Source organism: Streptomyces sp. NPDC002602, assembly GCF_042889445.1.
Taxonomy (GTDB): Bacteria; Actinomycetota; Actinomycetes; order Streptomycetales; family Streptomycetaceae; genus Streptomyces.
In genome coordinates, this window is sequence record NZ_JBIAQX010000006.1 from 83,102 (window position 1) to 101,219 (window position 18,118).

An 18,118-nucleotide genomic window follows, 5' to 3' on the forward strand; every position below is an offset into this window, starting at 1 on the left:
TCTCCTCAGTACGCCAGCGAGCGGTCGACGGCGTCGAGCACCCTGTCCAGGCCCGGCAGGTACTCGTCCTCCAGGCGGGCCGGCGGGTACGGGGCGTGGAATCCGCCCACGCGCAGCACCGGCGCCTCCAGGTGGTAGAAGCACCGCTCCGTGATGCGGGCGGCGATCTCCGAGCCCACGCCGAGGAACACCGGCGCCTCGTGGACGACCACGAGCCGGCGGGTCCGCTCCACCGAGGCCTGCAGTCCGTCGAAGTCGATCGGGGACATCGAGCGCAGGTCCACGACCTCGACCGACTTGCCCTCCTCGGCCGCTGCGGCCGCCGCCTCCAGGCAGACCTTCACCATGGGGCCGTAGGCCGCCAGGGTGATGTCCGTGCCCTCGCGCGCCACCCGGGACCCGTGCAGGGCGTCCGGGATGGCCTCGACGTCGACCTCGCCCTTGTCCCAGTAGCGCCGCTTCGGCTCGAAGAAGATCACCGGGTCGTCGCTGAGGATGGCCTGCTGGAGCATCCAGTAGGCGTCGCTCGCGTTCGAGGGCGAGACCACCTTCAGGCCGGGGACGTGCGCGAACAGCGTCTCCGGGGACTCGCTGTGGTGCTCGACCGCGCCGATGCCGCCCGCGTACGGGATGCGGATGACGACCGGCATCTTGATCGTGCCGAGGGACCGCGCGTGCATCTTCGCGAGCTGCGTGACGATCTGGTCGTACGCCGGGAAGACGAACCCGTCGAACTGGATCTCGACGACCGGCCGGTAGCCGCGCAGGGCCAGGCCGATCGCGGTGCCGACGATGCCCGACTCGGCGAGCGGGGTGTCGATGACCCGCTCCTCGCCGAAGTCCTTCTGGAGACCGTCGGTGATGCGGAAGACGCCGCCGAGCTTGCCGACGTCCTCACCCATGATCAGGACCTTGGGGTCCGTCTCCAGGGCCTTGCGCAGCGAATCGTTGAGCGCCTTCGCGATGGTCAGCTTCTGAACGGCCATGGCGGTCACTCCCCACCTTCGAAGGACGCGAGGTACGCGGCGAACTGGGCGCGCTCCTCGTCGACGAGCGCGTGCCCGTCCGCGTAGACGTTCTCGAAGATCGCCATCGTGTCCGGGTCGGGCATGGCGCGCACGACCTCGCGCACCCGCTTGCCCAGGGTCTCGCTCTCGACTTCCAACTGCTCGAAGAACGCCTCGTCGGCGCCGCCCGTCGCGAGGAGGTGGGCCTTCAGGCGCAGGATCGGGTCCTTCGCCTCCCAGGCCGCGGTCTCCTCGTCGCGCCGGTACTTCGTCGGGTCGTCGGAGGTGGTGTGCGCGCCCATGCGGTAGGTGAACGCCTCGACCAGGGTCGGGCCCTCTCCGCGACGGGCCCGCTCCAGGGCCCACCGGGTGACCGCGAGGCAGGCCAGGACGTCGTTGCCGTCCACCCGGACGCCCGGGAAGCCGAAGCCCTGGGCGCGCTGGTAGAGCGGTACGCGCATCTGGCGCTCGGTCGGCTCGGAGATCGCCCACTGGTTGTTCTGGCAGAAGAACACCACGGGCGAGTTGTAGACGGCCGAGAAGGTGAACGCCTCGGCCACGTCGCCCTGGCTGGACGCGCCGTCGCCGAAGTAGGCGATGACGGCCGAGTCGGCGCCGTCCTTGGCCACACCCATGGCGTAACCGGTCGCGTGCAGGGTCTGCGAGCCGATGACGATCGTGTACAGGTGGAAGTTGTTGATCTTCGGGTCCCAGCCACCGTGGTTCACACCGCGGAACATGCCGAGCAGGTTGGTCGGGTCGACCCCACGACACCAGGCCACACCGTGCTCGCGGTAGGTCGGGAAGACGTAGTCGTCGTCGCGCAGCGCGCGCCCGGAACCGATCTGCGCGGCCTCCTGGCCGAGCAGCGAGGCCCACAGGCCCAGCTCGCCCTGACGCTGCAGGGCGGTCGCCTCGCCGTCGAAACGGCGGGTGAGGACCATGTCGCGGTACAGATCGCGCAGGTCGTCGGTGGTGATGTCGGCGACGAAAGGAGCGAACTCGGCGATGTCGGGGTTGTCCGCGACCTCGACCCGTTCTCCCTCGGGCGTCAGCAGTTGTACGAGCTGAGGCTCGGCGTCGTGCGGCTGTGCGGTGGCAGCGGCGGTCTTGCGGGCGCCGGCTGCGCCTGCCGCCCGCTTGGTGCCACTGCTGCGTCGCGGCTTGCGCGCGGCAGTGCTCTCCACGGTCACGTGTGCTCCTCCGTCGGTCCGGCACCCGGGTTCTCCGGGGTCCAGTGCGGCTCACCTGTATCTGTACCCGAGCACGGGGTGGGTGCGCGGAACGTACGGGATTCAGGCGTGACAGGTGCCCCGGCGAGTGCCCTGCGCAATGCACGTTACCCAGTGCCCCGCATAACTGCGAAACCCCGTTTGACCTGCGATTTTGCTTGGATATCCAAGTAAATCGGCGACTTCGGGAACAACCACTGGTCACAGCCTTGCAGGGGGCCGGAACAACGGCACGTTATCCCGGGTAACTCCGGCAGGGAAGGGGTCAAGGGTGATCACTGATGGAGGAACGCCGCGGCCCCCGAACAGGCGGACCCGGTCGTGAAGCCTCCACACCGGCAATCGCACGTAAAGACGAGCGCCGGGAAGGGCGAGAAGGGGCGAACGGCTACGCCGGACGAAAACGGCGACCATGTGAACGAGTGTGTGAAGATGAGTTTGTGCGCGAAGACGGAAAAATCAAGGTATTTCTCCTGGACGACCACGAGGTGGTACGTCGGGGCGTCCATGAACTCTTGTCGGTCGAAGACGACATCGAGATCGTCGGAGAAGCCGGTACGGCCGCCGACGCACTCGTCCGCATCCCGGCCACCCGTCCCGACGTGGCCGTCCTCGACGTCCGCCTCCCGGACGGCAGCGGCGTGGAGGTCTGCCGCGAGGTCCGCTCCCAGAACGAGGACATCAAGTGTCTGATGCTGACCTCGTTCGCCGACGACGAGGCGCTGTTCGACGCGATCATGGCGGGCGCCTCGGGCTACGTCCTCAAGGCGATCCGCGGGAATGAGCTGCTCAGCGCCGTCCGGGACGTCGCGGCCGGCAAGTCCCTGCTGGACCCGGTGGCGACCGCCCGGGTACTGGAGCGGCTGCGCGACGGAAAGAACGGCAAGCGCGACGACCGGCTCTCCAACCTCACCGAGCAGGAGCGCAAGATCCTCGACCTGATCGGCGAGGGTCTGACCAATCGCGTCATCGGCGAGCGGCTGCACCTGGCGGAGAAGACGATCAAGAACTACGTCTCCAGCCTGCTGTCGAAGCTCGGCATGGAACGCCGCTCCCAGGCCGCCGCCTACGTGGCCCGCCTCCAGGCCGAAAAGCGCGCCTAGGCCGGCCGAAAAGACGTGACAGCCCCCTCGATTCGGGACCAACGGCCCTGATCAACGGGGCGGGATCCCCTTTTCCGACCAGGTGTCGGGGGCGGACAGTGGAGCACATGTCCCCTGAGGAACTCCACGCCATCGAACTGCTGAGCCGGGTGCCGTACGGCCGGGTGGCCACCAGCGTGCGCGCGCTGCCCTTCCTCGCCCTCGCCCGCCACATCGTGGTGGACGGCGGGGTCCTGCTGAGAATGCACGCCGGGTTCGGCCACCACCAGGCGTGCAACGGCAGCGTGGTCTCGTACGGGGCCGACAACGTCAATTCCGGGGACCGGCACCTCTGGTCGGTTCAGTTCACCGGCACCGCGGAACTCGTCGAACCGACCAACGCGGAACTGGAACTCTTCGGTCCGGGTCCGCATTTCGTCGACGGGGCCGTTTTCGACACCGTCCACATGCGCATCGAACCCCAACTCGTCACCGCGCACACCCTGGCCGGAAGCCACGCACGCGACCGGGAGTACCAGCACGCGCTCTGACCGGACGGCACGCGCCTCGGCCGGCCGGCAGGCACACGGGAAAGGGCCCGACGGAAGTGATTCCGTCGGGCCCTTTCCTCACGACCGTTGCTACCGGGTGCCCTCGTCGGTCCCTCCGGGATCGCCGGCGCCGCCTCCGCCGGGCGGGGAGGGATCCACCGGGACCGACGGCTTCGACGAGGTCGTCGGCTTGGACGGCGAAGGCTCGTTGCTCGCCGAAGGCTCATCCGAGGCCGACGGCTTCGACGAGGGCGAGCTGGACGGCGCGCTGTGGCTCGGCGAGACCCTGGTACGGCTCGGCGAGGGCCGGTACGTCTCCTCGTCGTCGCTGTCGTCCGTGCGCGGAGTGTCCGGGGACTGCGCCGAGGGGGAGTCCGCCGGGGTCTCCGCGGAGCTGGCCGGGGTCTTCGGCGAACTCTGCGAGGTCTTCGGGGACTTCTTCTCGTTGCCCGAACCGCCGTTGCCGCCCGCCATCTTCACCGCGTACGCGACGCCACCGGCGATGGCCAGCACCGCGAGCAGCGCGAAGATCACCACTCTCCAGCGGCCTCCGCCGGCGCCCTGGCCGCCCTGACCGCCGTGACCGCCCTGGCCGCCGTGACCGTTGCCGTTGCCGTTCCTGCCGTTGCCGTAGCCGCCGCCGCCCGGGAAGGCCGACCCGTCGTCGGGGTTGAGCGGGGGCACCATCGGCTGATGGAACTGCGAGGTCGTGGCGTGCTGGGGGTACTGCTGACCGCCCGTGCCGCCCTGGGGCATCGCCGTGGTGTGGTTGGCCCCGGGCTGCCCGTGCGGCAGCGCCATGGTGACGGGACCGGTGTTCCAGGTGCCGGTGTTCGGCCCCTGGTCGTGGAGCATCTGGAGCGCGTACTGGACGAGCCCGCGCATCTCCTCGGCCGACTGGAAACGGTCGTCCGGGTCCTTGGCCAGCGAGCGCATGACCAGTCCGTCGAGCTCCTGCGGGATGTGGTGGCCCTCCGGCAGCTGCGACGGCGGGATCGGCGCGTCCTGGACGTGCTGGTAGACCACCGACAGCGGCGTCTCGCCCGTGAAGGGGGGCCGCAGCGCGAGGAGTTCGTACAGCAGACAGCCGGTGGCGTACAGGTCGCTGCGGTGGTCCACGGCCTTGCCGAGGGCCTGTTCGGGCGACAGGTACTGCGGGGTGCCCATGACCATGCCGGTCTGGGTCATCGTCGACTGCACGCCGTGCAGGGCGCGGGCGATGCCGAAGTCCATCACCTTGACCGCGCCGGTGTCGGTGATGATCACGTTGGCGGGCTTGATGTCGCGGTGCACGATGCCGTGCTGGTGCGAGTAGGCCAGGGCTTCCAGCACGCCCGCGACGATGATGAGCGCCTGGTCGGGGCCCGGGGCCTCGGCGCTGATCAGCAGATCGCGGATGGTGCGGCCCTCGACCAGCTCCATCACGATGTAGGGAACGACGTTCGGTCCGACCCGGTCCTCGCCCGAGTCGTACACGGCGACGACCGCGTGGTGGTTCAGCCCGGCGACCGACTGTGCCTCACGCGTGAAGCGGGCCTTGGAGACGGGGTCCTCGGCGAGGTCGGCGCGCAGCAGCTTCACCGCGACGGTACGGCCCAGCCGGACGTCCTCGGCGGCGAAGACCTCCGCCATGCCACCGCGGCCCAGGCGGTGGGTCAGCCGGTAACGGCCCTCGCCCACCAGGCCGCCTGCGCCCCAATGCTCAGGATCCTCGGCCATCCCGGCGCCGTTTCCCTCGGGTTCGGGTGCCATCAGTCCTCGCCGTCGTCTCTCTCGGGGCCGCAACTCATGCGGTGTCCTCTTGGGGTGCTGCGACGAACGCTACAGCCTCGGAACCGTTCACCGTTCGGACAATGGCTCGCGGTGGCCTTGTGGTCACGGAACGAGCACCTGGCTTGACGTGTGCTTGCCCTCCGGCAGACTGGCTGCCACATGCGCTCTGCCAGACGCGTCAGGACACCGCCCGAGGGGAAGCAACAGTCATGAGCCAGGACGGCACACAGGGCCGGTACGCAGGCGGCTCCCTGGCCGGTGGCCGTTACCAGCTAAGGGACTTGCTCGGCGAAGGCGGCATGGCGTCCGTCTACCTCGCGTACGACTCGGCCCTCGACCGACAGGTCGCCATCAAGACGCTGCACAGCGAATTGGGTCGCGAGGCGTCCTTCCGCGAGCGGTTCCGCCGCGAGGCGCAGGCTGTAGCGAAACTGTCGCACACGAACATCGTCTCGGTATTCGACACGGGCGAGGGCGAGCTCGACGGCGCGCTGATGCCGTACATCGTCATGGAGTACGTCGAGGGGCAGCCGCTCGGCTCCGCGCTCCAGGCGGACATCGCGCAGTACGGCGCCATGCCGGCCGACAAGGCGCTCAAGGTCACCTCCGATGTGCTCGCGGCGCTCGAAACCAGCCATGAGATGGGTCTGGTCCACCGCGACATCAAGCCCGGCAACGTGATGATGACCAGGCGCGGCGTGGTCAAGGTCATGGACTTCGGCATCGCCCGCGCCATGCAGTCGGGCGTCACCTCGATGACGCAGACCGGAATGGTCGTCGGCACCCCGCAGTACCTGTCGCCCGAGCAGGCGCTGGGCCGCGGTGTGGACGCCCGGTCCGACCTCTACTCCGTCGGCATCATGCTGTTCCAGTTGCTGACGGGTCGAATCCCCTTCGACGCCGACTCGCCGCTGGCCATCGCGTACGCCCACGTGCAGGAGGAGCCGGTCGCCCCGTCCTCCATCAACCGGTCGGTGACGCCGGCCATGGACGCGCTGGTGGCGCGGGCCCTGAAGAAGAACCCGAACGAGCGCTTCCCGACGGCGTCGGCCATGCGCGACGAGATCGACCGCGTGATGGCGGCCGGCCGGACCGTCGCCCCGGTGATCGTGCCCGGCGCGCCCTCGGGCGGCAGCGGGGCGGGCGTGAGCTCGGCCGTGTTCCCGCCGGTGGACTCCGGGTTCCAGGCGCCGCCGCAGTCGGTGCAGCAGCCGTACCAGCCGCCGCACACCCCGGCGCCGTCCCCGTACGCGCCGCAGACGCCGGCGCAGGGCGGATACGCGTACCCGCCCCAGCAGCAGCACGCCCAGCACCAGTACGCCCCGCAGACCCCGCCGCCGTTCACCATCACGCCGAACCCGGCCCCGGTGGGCGCGGGCGGCGGGTCGAAGAAGAACACGGGCGTGATCGTGGGCTCGATCGTGGTGGCGCTGGTGGCCATCGGCGGGCTGATCGCCGTGCTCAACCTGGGTGGCGACGACAAGGACAAGGACGTCGCGACGCCGTCCTCCTCGACCGCGGCGTCCGGTTCCACGCGCCCGGGCTACCGGGGGCCGGACCTCTCGCGGACGATCGACGCGGAGAAGTGCAAGAGCCCGTCGAAGGCCTACGACGACGCCAAGAAGGTCATGGCACCCGACTTCCGGTACAAGAACATCCGCTCGGTGAAGGACTGCATCCAGGCCGCGGGCTGGAAGATCAAGGAAGAGCCCCGCGACGAGGCCGTCTACGGCGAGGGCACCGTGGTCGACCAGTTGCCGTCCGCCGGCGACAAGATCGACCCGAAGGACACCACCTTCACCCTCCGCGTCTCCACCGGAAACCCGGAGTAGGGCGGAGGAGCACGAGCGCGCCGGGCGGCGGTGGCCGATCGCCCGGTCCGCCCCTCCCTTGTCCGCGCCTCCCCTCTTCTCCTCTCCCCTCTTCGTGTGTCGTTCGCGTCCTTCTTGCTCTTTCGTGGAAGCGGCATCCCGTAAACCATGTACGAGATGCCGCTTTTGTCCGTTTGTGCAAACCTGAGCGCGTGACTCACGCCCGCGCACCGCGCTGGACGGCCGGCGCCGCATTGGCGGCCGCCGCGCTGCTGGTCGCGGCGCCGGCGCACGCCCAGGTCCCCGCCCCCGCAGCCCTCTCCGCCCGCTCGCTCGCCCGAGCGTTCGCCCCCGCCCTCGCCGCCGCGACCACGGCCACCGGTCCGGCCTCGATCGTGCCCGAGGAGGCCTACGAGGAACTGGCCGGCAGCGCCGCCGGATCCGGACGGGAGCGACCCGGGCGCCCCGTGGCCGAACCGGCCGGCCCCATGACCGTGCCGGTCACCCGCCCCCTGCGACCGGAGCACCCCGGGCTGCCGGAGCGGCCCGCGCTGCCGGAACACCCGCAGCACCCGGAGCACCCCGGGCTGCCGGACGGGGCGGCGGAGCAGCCCGGTTCGGCGCGGCGGCCGGGGTCGGCGGAACGACCCGCGCGACCCGAACGGCCGGGACTGCGGGAAGAGCCGGGGCTGCGGGAACAGCCGGGACTGCGGGAGCGGCCGGAGCTCCGGGAGCGGACGCGACCTCCTCGGGCGCACGAACGGCCGCAGGCCTCGGGGGTGCCGGAGCCCTCCCGTCGCGAGTCGGTCGCGAGGCCGACCCCCGAGCCGACCGGCAGTTCCGCGGTCGAGGCGATGGGCACCGGGCCCAATGAGCGGGCCGCCGATCTGGCCGCCCACCTGCTGCCGCTCGGCACCGGGTTCGCCCTGATGGGACTGGGTCTGGGCTTCATGGGAGTGCGGCTGCGCCGAGGGCGTTGACCGGCCGTCCGAGCGGCACTCGGGACGGAGGCCGCACCGCACGTCCCCCCTGCGGAGTACACCCCAAGGCGGTTGCGCACTGCGGCATACCCGGTATACATACTGAGTATGTCGATCCGCCACGGGCTTCTCGCCCTGCTCGAAAGGGGTCCTCGGTACGGCTCTCAGCTGCGTACCGAGTTCGAATCCCGCACCGGGTCCACCTGGCCCCTCAACGTCGGGCAGGTGTACACCACCCTCGCCCGTCTGGAGCGCGACGGTCTCGTCGCGCCCGGTGGCGAGGACCCCGCCGGGCACACCCTCTATGCCATCACCGACACCGGCCGCGCCGAGCTCCACGAGTGGTACGAGCGCCCCGTGGACCGAGCCAACCCGCCCCGTGACGAACTGTCCATCAAGCTCGCCATGGCCGTCGGCGCCCCCGGCGTGGACATCCGCTCCGTCATCCAGTCCCAGCGGCACGCCACGATCAAGGCGATGCAGGACTACACCCGCCTCAAGGCGCAGGCACTCACCGCGATCGAGAGCGGCACCTCCCACGAACGCGACGACATCGCCTGGCTGCTGGTGCTGGAACAACTGATCTTCCAGACCGAGGCCGAGGCCCGCTGGCTCGACCACTGCGAAGCCCGGCTCGTCCGGCTCTCCCTGCCGGCCGACCGGAGAGCCGTACCCGATCCGCCCCAGGCCGCCCCGACCGCACCCGCCGCCGAGGCGACGACCGCCGGCGGCACCACCGACCTCCCCTCCACCGCCCGCACGCGGCGGAGTTGAACGAACCGTCCCAGGGGGACCCTTCCATGCCTGACCAGCAGTCACAGAACGCCGTACTCCAGTTGGACAAACTCGTCCGCACGCACGGCAGCGGCGCCACGGAGGTGCACGCCCTGCGCGGCATCGACCTCGCCGTGTACCCCGGCGAACTCGTCGCCGTCATGGGCCCGTCGGGGTCCGGCAAGTCCACCCTGCTCACCCTCGCCGGCGGACTCGACACCCCCAGCAGCGGGCGGGTGATCGTGGAGGGAACCGACATCACCACCGCGAGCCGCAAGCAGCTCGCCGCGCTGCGCCGCCGCAGCATCGGCTACGTCTTCCAGGACTACAACCTGATACCGGCCCTCACCGCCGCCGAGAACGTGGCGCTGCCCCGCGAACTCGACGGGATATCGGCCCGCAAGGCTCGGGCCTCCGCCCTGGCGGCGCTGGAGGAGATGGGCCTGGGGCAGCTCGCCGACCGCTTCCCCGACGAGATGTCCGGCGGACAGCAGCAGCGCGTGGCCATCGCCCGCGCCCTCGTCGGCGACCGCCGCCTGGTCCTCGCCGACGAACCCACCGGCGCCCTCGACTCGGAGACCGGGGAGTCCGTGCTGGCCCTGCTGCGCTCGCGCTGCGACGCGGGCGCGGCCGGAATCCTCGTCACCCACGAGCCCCGGTTCGCCGCGTGGGCGGACCGGGTCGTCTTCCTGCGCGACGGCAGCGTCGTCGACGAGACCCTGCGCAGCCACGCCGACTCCCTGCTCTCCGGGCGGGCGGCCGGCCTGTGACCACCCCGCTCCACGCCTGGTACCACTCCTGGATCGCCGCGATCCGGATCGCCCGCCGCGACGCCTGGCGCGCGAAGGGACGCAGTGCCCTCGTCCTCGCGATGATCGCCCTGCCGATCGTCGGGGTGAGCGCCGCCGACCTCACCACCCGCAGCGCCGCGCTCACCGTGGACGAGACGATGACCCGTCGGATCGGCACCGCCGACGCCATGCTGACGAGCTCGGGCATGGGTGGGCCCGTGTACCAGAAGCCGAACGGCGAAGGCTCCGCCCCCGTCGGCGGCTACTCGTCCTGGGACCCCTCCGCGGGTGACAACGCCAAGGATCCCCTCCCGTCCGCCCTTCCGCCGGGCGCCCGGTCCCTGAAGGACAGCAAGGGGCACGCCAAGGTCCGCACCACGCACGGCCTGCTGGACAGCAGACTGCGCGAGCTGGACACCGCCGACCCGCTCGTCGAGGGCATGCTCACCCTCAAACGGGGTCGGCTCCCCGCCGCGGCCGGCGAGATCATCGCCACCGACGCCTTCCTGAAGGCCTCCGGGTTCTTCGTCGGCTCCCAGGTCACCCCGCGCGGCTCGTCCCGCGCCCTGCGGATCGTGGGGGCGTACGAGCTGCCCTCCGCTCTCGGGGAGCGGGAGGTCACGGCCCCGCCCGGGACCCTGCTCGCCCCGCTCGACAAGGAACTCCAGGCCGCCGGGAACGACGGGGTGCCGATCGACTACACCTACCTCGTCAAGGTCGGCGGCGAAGGTTTCACGTGGAACATGGTGAAGGCGGCGAACGCCAAGAGCGTCGTCGTGGTCTCCCGCGCCGTCAACCTGAACCCGCCCGCCGACTCCGACGTGCCGTTCTACGAACAGCAGAAGGAGGAAGGCCGGTTCGATGATTCGACGGGCATGCGCACCGTCGAGATGACCGTCCTCGCCACCGTCGTCGGCCTCGCGATGCTGGAGATCTGCCTGCTCGCCGGCCCCGCCTTCGCGGTCGGCGCCCGGCGCTCGCGCCGCCAACTCGGCCTGGTCGGAGCCAACGGCGGCGACCGTCGCCACATCCGCGCCATCGTCCTCTCCGGCGGCCTGGTCATCGGCGCGGCGTCCGCCGTCGTCGGCCTCGTCCTTGGCAGCGCGCTCACCCTCGGCCTCCGGCCGGTCCTGGAGGAGTACCTGGGGCTGCGCTGGGGCGGCTTCGAGGTCCGTCCCCTGGAACTGCTCGCCATCGCGCTGCTCGCCGTGACCACCGGCCTGCTCGCCGCGATCGTCCCGGCGATCACCGCCTCCCGGCAGACCGTGCTGGCCTCGCTGACCGGCCGCCGGGGAGTGCGCAAGGCCAACCGGGTCCTGCCGTTCATCGGACTGCTGGCTGTCGCGGCCGGCGCCGCCATCGCGCTCTACGGAGCCGTCTCCGACACCGGGACCGTGGTCGTCGGGGGCGGCAGCGCCCTCGCCGAGCTGGGCGTGGTCGCCCTCACCCCGACCCTCGTCGGCCTGTTCGGGCGCCTCGGGCGGTGGCTGCCGCTGTCGCCGCGGCTCGCCCTGCGCGACGCCGTGCGCAACCGGGGGCGTACGGCTCCCGCCGTCGCGGCGGTCCTGGCCGCCGTCGCCGGCACCGTGGCGGTGGCCACGTACGAGTACAGCACCGACGTGCAGGCCCGCCACGAGTACGTCGCGAACATGCCGGCAGGCGCCGGCCTGCTGGCGAGCAACGAGAACGACCGGTACCGGGACGTGCCCGCCGTCCGCGACGCGCTCGCGAAGGAGTTCCCGCTGGCGATCCGGGCGGACGTCGACCGGATCGTGGTCGGCAAGCCGACGTGCGACTCCTACTCGGTGGATCCGGGCTGCGGACGGGCGGAGATCCTCACGCCCAAGGAGAACCGCTGCCCGCTCTACACGTCGAGTGACTCCTTCGAGTCCTTCACCCCCGCTCAGCGGCGTGAGCTGTACCATGACTGGCGGTGCAAGCAGAACAGCTACCAGCAGCCCTTCCAGTCGGTCGTCGCCGACGAGAAGCTGATGCGGGTCCTCGGGGTGACCGACCCCGGCGCCTCGGCCGCGCTCAAGGCCGGAAAGCCCGTCGCCTTCGACAAGCGCTTCATCAAGGACGGCAGGCTCACCCTCGTCATCGTGACCGAGGAGCCCAAGCACGGTGATCCCGACGAGGAGCCGCAGGGCGTCAAGAAGGTCATGCCGGTGCACCAGGCGACCGATCCCGACGCGGGCTACGGACTCGGCGTGGTCTTCCCCGCGAGCGCCGTGAAGGCGGCCGGCCTCACCACCGCGCCGACCGGCTCGTACTTCACCCTCGACGGGACGCCCGGCAGCACGCAGCGCCAGAAGCTGGACGGCCGCATCGACCAGATCGGCCTGGAGGCCACGGTCCTGATCGAGGAGGGGTACCAGGGCCGGGACACCCTTCCCATGCTCGCCCTCACCATCTTCGCCGGTCTCGTCACCATCGGCGCGGCGGGCATCGCCACGGGCCTGGCCCAGGCCGACGCCGAGGCCGACCTGAAGACGTTGGCCGCCGTCGGCGCCCCGCCGCGAGTGCGGCGCACGCTGAGCGGCTTCCAGTGCGGGGTCGTGGCCCTGATGGGCGTGGTCCTGGGCTCCGTCGCCGGCATGTTGCCGGCGGTCGGGCTGCGGCTCACCGAGCGGGAGACGGCGAAACGGATGCTGGAGGAGTCCGGCTTCGACCAAGGCCAGTACATCCCGATCGCGGTGCCGTGGGAGACGCTCGCCGGACTGCTGGTCGCGGTCCCGCTGGGCGCGGCCCTGCTGGCCGCGATCGTCACCAAGTCGAGCGGCGCCCTGGCCCGCCGGGCGGCGGGCTGACACCGGAACCCCCGGGGCGTCCGTGACACGGGTGACCAGGGTGACCGCTCGGTGACGTACGAGTGACGACGGGGTCATCGTGTGCCCCCGTACAGGTTGGATCACGCCTGTACGGGGGCACACCGTGTGAGAACGAAGGTGTGCGAGAGAATGACGGCATGGAGATGCCGAGGAGTGAACGGTCGCAGGAAAGCCCCCCGCACGTCCTGATCGTGGGACAGGACGGGATGGCGGTCGGCGGCGCCGATGACGAGTCGCGCGAGGTCCCGGTGACGGAGATGGTCGAACAACCCGCCAAGGTCATGCGGATCGGCAGCATGATCAAGCAACTCCTGGAAGAGGTGCGTGCCGCTCCTCTCGACGAGGCGAGCCGTGTCCGGCTCAAGGACATCCACGCCGCGTCGGTGAAGGAACTCGAAGACGGCCTGGCTCCCGAGCTGGTCGAGGAACTCGAGCGCCTGTCCCTGCCGTTCACCGAGGAGGCGATTCCCTCCGAGGCGGAACTGCGGATCGCGCAGGCGCAGTTGGTGGGCTGGCTGGAAGGCCTCTTCCACGGCATCCAGACGGCCCTGTTCGCGCAACAGATGGCGGCGCGGGCACAGTTGGAGCAGATGCGGCGGGCCCTTCCTCCGGGTGCCTCGCACGAGGACGACGACGAGGGTCCGCACGGCGCGGTCCGCTCGGGCCCGTACCTGTAGCCCGATCGTCCCTGTGGCCCGATCGGCGGCCCGATCCCGGACACCCCGGATCGCCTGATCGTCTCCCGACACCCACACCCCGGTGGAGCCTCGGCTCCCCCGGGGTGACGCATGTTCGGGGCAGGCGTCTCACGGCGGCCGCGCGGGGCGGTTCCTCACGGCGGCGCGGCAAGCGGCCGGTAAGTGCGGGAACCCGCGCGCAACACGGCCCCCGCATACTCAGAGGCATGACCTACGACGCCATCGTCCTCGCAGGCGGCGCCGCGCGACGGCTGGGCGGGGCCGACAAACCCGCCCTGCACGTCGGCGGCCGGGCCCTGCTCGACCGGGTCCTCGACGCCTGCGTCGACGCGGAGGCCACCGTCGTGGTCGGCGGGCCCCGGGTCACCTCGCGCCCCGTGCGCTGGACCCGCGAGGACCCGCCGGGCGGGGGCCCCGTGGCCGCGCTGGACGCCGGACTGCGGGCGACGACCGCGTCGCGCGTGCTCGTGCTCTCCGCCGACCTGCCGTTCCTGGACCGCGCCACCGTACGGTCCCTGCTGGACGCGCCCGGACCCGACGGGGCGATGCTGCGGGATGCGGACGGCCGGGATCAACCCCTCGTGGCCTCGTACCGTACGGAGCCGCTCCGTGCGGGTCTCGCCCGGTTGGCCGCCGCGCACGGCGACTTGGCGGGGCTCCCACTGCGCGAACTCACCGCCGGACTCGACGTGGCGACCGTCACCGCCACTGCGCCACTCGCCTCCTTCGACTGCGACACCTGGGACGATCTCGCGGCCGCCCGGGCCCGGATCAGAGAGCATGGGACCGTGCTGGACCAATGGATCACCGCCGTCAAGAACGAGCTGGGCATCGACGTGGACGTCGACACCAAGACCCTGCTCGACCTCGCCCGTGACGCCGCCCACGGCGTCGCCCGGCCCGCCGCCCCGCTGACCACCTTCCTCATCGGCTACGCGGCCGCCCGGGCCGAGGCCGCCGGGGCGGACCCGGCCCGGGCCGTCGCCGAAGCCTCCCGCAAGGCGGCCGACCTGGCGCTGCGCTGGGCGGAGGAAGACCCCGAGAAGAACACCGAAGCCGGCTCCGGATGACCCGTACCGACGCCGAGAGCGTCCCGGCCGAAGCCGCCGCCCCCGGCCCCGAGGGGTCCCCCGGTTCCTCCGCCGACCAGGCCCTCGACGAGGCCCTGGCCCTCGTCTCGCGCACCCCGGACGGTGGCGGGCACCGCGCCGCGCCCTGGCTCCGGGCCCGTGAGGCGGCCGTCCGGGCCGGTTCCGGCGTGCGGGCCCGCTCGCACCGGGTTCCGCTCCCCGACGCCCTCGGCGAGGTGCTGACCGGGCCTCTCGACGCCCTCACCGACCTGCCGTCCTTCGACACCTCGGCCATGGACGGCTGGGCGGTCGCCGGCCCCGGCCCGTGGACCGTCCGGGACGGCGGGGTGCTGGCCGGCGCGGACCGGCCCGAACCCCTCGCGGACGGCGAGGCCGTACGGATCGCCACCGGAGCCCGGATCCCCGCCGACACCAGCGCCGTGATCCGCTCCGAGCACTCCCGCGAGGCCGGCTCCCAACTGTTCGCCGAGCGGCCCGTCGCCACCGGCCAGGACATCCGCCCGCGCGGCCAGGAGTGCCGCTCCGGCGACCTGCTGCTGCCCGCCGGCTCCCTGGTCACCCCGGCGGTGCTCGGCCTGGCGGCGGCCGCGGGGTACGACGAGTTGGAGACCCGGCCCCGGCCGCGCGTGGAGATCCTGGTGCTCGGCGACGAGTTGCTGACCGAGGGCCTCCCGCACGACGGGCTGATCCGCGACGCCCTGAGCCCCATGCTCGGCCCGTGGCTCACCCGACTCGGCGCCGAGGTCATCGGGTCGCGGCGGCTCGGCGACGACCCCGCCGGGGCCGAGGCCCTGTACGAGGCCGTCACCACCTCCGACGCCGACCTGATCGTCACCACCGGCGGCACCGCCTCCGGCCCCGTCGACCACGTGCGTCCCGTGCTGCGGCGCGCGGGGGCCGAACTCCTCGTCGACGGGGTCGCCGTGCGTCCCGGGCATCCGATGCTGCTGGCCCGGCTCGGGGACCGGGCCGCCGGCCGCCGGCTGGTGGGGCTGCCCGGGAACCCGCTGGCCGCCGTGTCCGGGCTGCTGACCCTGGCCGAACCGCTGCTGCGGGCCCTCGCGGGGCGCCGACAACGCCCCCGGTACACGGTCGCGGTTCAGGGGGACGTACCAGGGCACCCGTACGACACCCGGCTCGTCCCGGTGCTGCTGACCGACGAACACGCGGTGCCGCTGCGCTACCACGGCCCCGCGATGCTCCGGGGGGTGGCGGCAGCCGACGCGCTGGCCGTCGTACCGACCGGCGGCGCGCGGTCCGGGCAGGAACTCGAAGTACTCGATCTGCCGTGGGCGGCGGGGGGATGTTTCACGTGAAACTGCACGGCCAGGACGCCATGGCCCGGGGCGCGGACGAGAAACTCGTCTCCCGGCGCATCAAGCTGCCCAAACGGGAGGTCGAGAAGCCTCTGCGGCAGGTCACCCGGCGCCTGTTGATGGCTCTGTTCGTGATGTGCCTGACCGTCCTGATCGTGTGGCTCGACCGGGGCGGCTACCACGACAACGCGGACGACAACATCGACCTCCTCGACTGCGTCTACTACGCGACCGTCACCCTGTCCACGACCGGATACGGCGACATCGTCCCGTACAGCGCCAGCGCACGGCTGCTCAACGTCCTGCTGATCACTCCGCTGCGCGTGCTGTTCCTGATCATCCTCGTCGGTACCACCCTGGAAGTCCTCACCGAGCGGACCAGGGAAGAATGGCGGCTGAACCGCTGGAGGAAGAACTTGCGTGACCACACGGTCGTGATCGGCTTCGGTACCAAGGGGCGTTCGGCCCTGCAGACGCTGCTGGCCACCGGCCTCCACAGGGAGCAGGTCGTCGTCGTCGACCCGAGCTCCAAGGTGGTCGACATCGCCAACGCGGAGGGGCTCACGGGCGTCGTGGGCGACGCCACCCGCTCCGACGTGCTGCTCCGCGCCGAGGTGCAGAAGGCCCGCCAGATCGTCATCGCCACGCAGCGGGACGACACGGCCGTCCTGGTGACACTGACCGCGCGTCAACTCAACCGCGGCGCGAAGATCGTCGCGGCGGTGCGGGAAGAGGAGAACGCCCCGCTGCTGCGCCAGTCGGGCGCCGACGCGGTCATCACGAGCGCGAGCGCGGCGGGCCGGTTGCTGGGCCTGTCGGTGCTCAGCCCCAGCGCGGGCACCGTCATGGAGGATCTGATCCAGCAGGGCAGCGGCCTGGACCTGATCGAACGGCCCGTCCGGAAGCCGGAGGTCGGCAAGTCGGTCCGGGAGACCGAGGACCTCGTGGTGAGCGTGCTGCGCGGCCACCGGCTGCTGGCGTACGACGATCCGCACGCGAGCCCGCTCCAGTCCACGGACCGCGTCATCACCATCGTCCGCGCGGTACCGCCGCACACGCCGCAGGCCACCCTGGGGCCCGCGGAGTAACCCGGGTTGCCGGCCGGCGGGGACCGGTTCGCGTAGCCTCCGGGCCATGCATGCGATCACCATCGAACAGCCCGGCGGCCCCGAGGCCCTGGTCTGGGCCGACGTACCCGATCCGGTGGCAGGCGAGGGCGAGGTGCTCGTCGAGGTCGCGGCGAGCGCCGTGAACCGCGCCGACGTCCTCCAGCGGCAAGGGTTCTACGATCCCCCGCCCGGCGCGTCCCGGTACCCCGGGCTGGAGTGCTCCGGTCGGATCACCGCGATCGGGCCGGGAGTGTCCGGTTGGTCGGTGGGCGACGAGGTGTGCGCCCTGCTGGCCGGCGGCGGGTACGCGGAGCGCGTGGCCGTCCCGGCGGGACAACTGCTGCCGGTGCCCGACGGCCTGGACCCGGTGACGGCGGCGGCGCTGCCGGAGGTGGTCACGACGGTCTGGTCGAACGTGTTCATGGTGGCGGGTCTGCGGCCCGGCGAGACCCTGCTCGTGCACGGCGGCTCCAGCGGGATCGGCACCATGGCGATCCAGTTGGGCAAGGCGGTCGGCGCGAGGGTGGCGGTGACGGCGGGCGGCGAGGAGAAGCTGGCGCGCTGCGCGGAGTTGGGCGCGGACATCCTGATCGACTACCGCGAGCAGGATTTCGTCGAGGAGGTGCGGGCCGCGACGGACGGGGCCGGGGCGGACGTGATCCTGGACATCATGGGCGCGAAGTACCTGTCACGGAACCTGGACGCCCTGGCCGTCAACGGCCGGCTCGCGATCATCGGGCTCCAGGGCGGGGTGAAGGCCGAGCTGAACCTGGGCGCGCTGCTGGCGAAGCGGGCGGCGATCACCGCGACCTCGCTGCGGGCCCGGCCGCTGGAGGAGAAGGCGGCGATCGTCGCGGCGGTACGGGAACACGTGTGGCCGCTGATGACGGCGGGCCTGGTGCGACCGGTGGTGCACGCGAGGTACCCGATGCGAGACGCCGCCGAGGCCCACCGGGTCCTGGAGTCCAGCGCGCACGTCGGCAAACTGCTGCTCACCACGGCCTGAGCCACAAGCCGTCCCCCGAACCCGTCCCGGGCCCCCGGGACACCGTCCCGGGGGCCGCGTACGGCG

15 protein-coding genes are annotated in these 18,118 nt (G+C 71.7%); 12 read left to right on the plus strand and 3 right to left on the minus strand.

Annotated features, from left to right (window positions below; translation table 11 throughout):
- Positions 1 to 5: 5 nt before the first annotated feature.
- Positions 6 to 986 carry an alpha-ketoacid dehydrogenase subunit beta gene (locus ACFYW3_RS18690; RefSeq protein WP_351749711.1) on the minus strand — a complete coding sequence of 327 codons (981 nt, stop codon included), beginning with the start codon at positions 984 to 986 and terminating at the stop codon, positions 6 to 8.
- A gap of 5 nt (positions 987 to 991) precedes the next feature.
- Positions 992 to 2,200 carry a pyruvate dehydrogenase (acetyl-transferring) E1 component subunit alpha gene (gene pdhA / locus ACFYW3_RS18695; protein WP_267801844.1) on the minus strand — a complete coding sequence of 403 codons (1,209 nt, stop codon included), beginning with the start codon at positions 2,198 to 2,200 and terminating at the stop codon, positions 992 to 994.
- Between the two features lie 479 nt (positions 2,201 to 2,679).
- Between pdhA and ACFYW3_RS18700 the strand changes: the two genes are divergently transcribed.
- Together ACFYW3_RS18700 and ACFYW3_RS18705 are read left to right on the plus strand one after the other, a co-directional pair.
- Positions 2,680 to 3,342 carry a response regulator transcription factor gene (locus ACFYW3_RS18700; RefSeq protein WP_351749713.1) on the plus strand — a complete coding sequence of 221 codons (663 nt, stop codon included), beginning with the start codon at positions 2,680 to 2,682 and terminating at the stop codon, positions 3,340 to 3,342.
- 107 nt (positions 3,343 to 3,449) lie between these two features.
- Entirely contained in the window at positions 3,450 to 3,872 is a 423-nt protein-coding gene (locus ACFYW3_RS18705) for a pyridoxamine 5'-phosphate oxidase family protein (RefSeq protein WP_389386805.1), read from the plus strand.
- Between the two features lie 90 nt (positions 3,873 to 3,962).
- Here ACFYW3_RS18705 and ACFYW3_RS18710 read toward each other — a convergent pair whose 3' ends face one another.
- Positions 3,963 to 5,591 (minus strand): protein kinase, encoded by a 1,629-nt coding sequence (locus tag ACFYW3_RS18710; RefSeq protein WP_389386806.1) that lies wholly within the window; start codon positions 5,589 to 5,591, stop codon positions 3,963 to 3,965.
- Between the two features lie 263 nt (positions 5,592 to 5,854).
- Here ACFYW3_RS18710 and ACFYW3_RS18715 point away from each other — a divergent pair, with 263 nt between their 5' ends.
- The 10 genes from ACFYW3_RS18715 (at position 5,855) to ACFYW3_RS18760 (ending at position 18,052) form a co-directional block, all read left to right on the plus strand.
- Positions 5,855 to 7,477, plus strand: a complete 1,623-nt coding sequence (locus ACFYW3_RS18715; protein WP_351749718.1) for a protein kinase — start codon at positions 5,855 to 5,857, stop codon at positions 7,475 to 7,477.
- A 191-nt stretch (positions 7,478 to 7,668) separates the two neighbouring features.
- On the plus strand, positions 7,669 to 8,436 hold the full coding sequence (locus tag ACFYW3_RS18720; RefSeq protein ID WP_389386807.1) for a hypothetical protein: 768 nt from the start codon (positions 7,669 to 7,671) through the stop codon (positions 8,434 to 8,436).
- A gap of 108 nt (positions 8,437 to 8,544) precedes the next feature.
- Complete coding sequence (locus ACFYW3_RS18725; RefSeq protein WP_389386808.1) at positions 8,545 to 9,210, plus strand: PadR family transcriptional regulator; 666 nt, start codon at positions 8,545 to 8,547, stop codon at positions 9,208 to 9,210.
- Between the two features lie 26 nt (positions 9,211 to 9,236).
- On the plus strand, positions 9,237 to 9,980 hold the full coding sequence (locus ACFYW3_RS18730; protein WP_351372318.1) for an ABC transporter ATP-binding protein: 744 nt from the start codon (positions 9,237 to 9,239) through the stop codon (positions 9,978 to 9,980).
- Positions 9,981 to 10,081: 101 nt separating this feature from the next.
- On the plus strand, positions 10,082 to 12,811 hold the full coding sequence (locus ACFYW3_RS18735) for an FtsX-like permease family protein (protein WP_389386909.1): 2,730 nt from the start codon (positions 10,082 to 10,084) through the stop codon (positions 12,809 to 12,811).
- Between the two features lie 158 nt (positions 12,812 to 12,969).
- A complete protein-coding gene (locus ACFYW3_RS18740; RefSeq protein WP_053675609.1) occupies positions 12,970 to 13,509 on the plus strand; it encodes a bacterial proteasome activator family protein in 540 nt (179 codons plus the stop codon).
- 227 nt (positions 13,510 to 13,736) lie between these two features.
- On the plus strand, positions 13,737 to 14,600 hold the full coding sequence (locus ACFYW3_RS18745; protein WP_389386809.1) for an NTP transferase domain-containing protein: 864 nt from the start codon (positions 13,737 to 13,739) through the stop codon (positions 14,598 to 14,600).
- Positions 14,597 to 15,937 (plus strand): molybdopterin molybdotransferase MoeA, encoded by a 1,341-nt coding sequence (locus tag ACFYW3_RS18750; protein ID WP_351749728.1) that lies wholly within the window; start codon positions 14,597 to 14,599, stop codon positions 15,935 to 15,937. Before ACFYW3_RS18745 ends, ACFYW3_RS18750 begins: the two co-directional genes overlap by 4 nt.
- Positions 15,925 to 17,025, plus strand: a complete 1,101-nt coding sequence (locus ACFYW3_RS18755; protein ID WP_351749729.1) for a potassium channel family protein — start codon at positions 15,925 to 15,927, stop codon at positions 17,023 to 17,025. Before ACFYW3_RS18750 ends, ACFYW3_RS18755 begins: the two co-directional genes overlap by 13 nt.
- Before the next feature lie 46 nt (positions 17,026 to 17,071).
- Complete coding sequence (locus tag ACFYW3_RS18760) at positions 17,072 to 18,052, plus strand: NAD(P)H-quinone oxidoreductase (RefSeq protein WP_389386810.1); 981 nt, start codon at positions 17,072 to 17,074, stop codon at positions 18,050 to 18,052.
- The last annotated feature ends 66 nt before the right edge of the window (positions 18,053 to 18,118 follow it).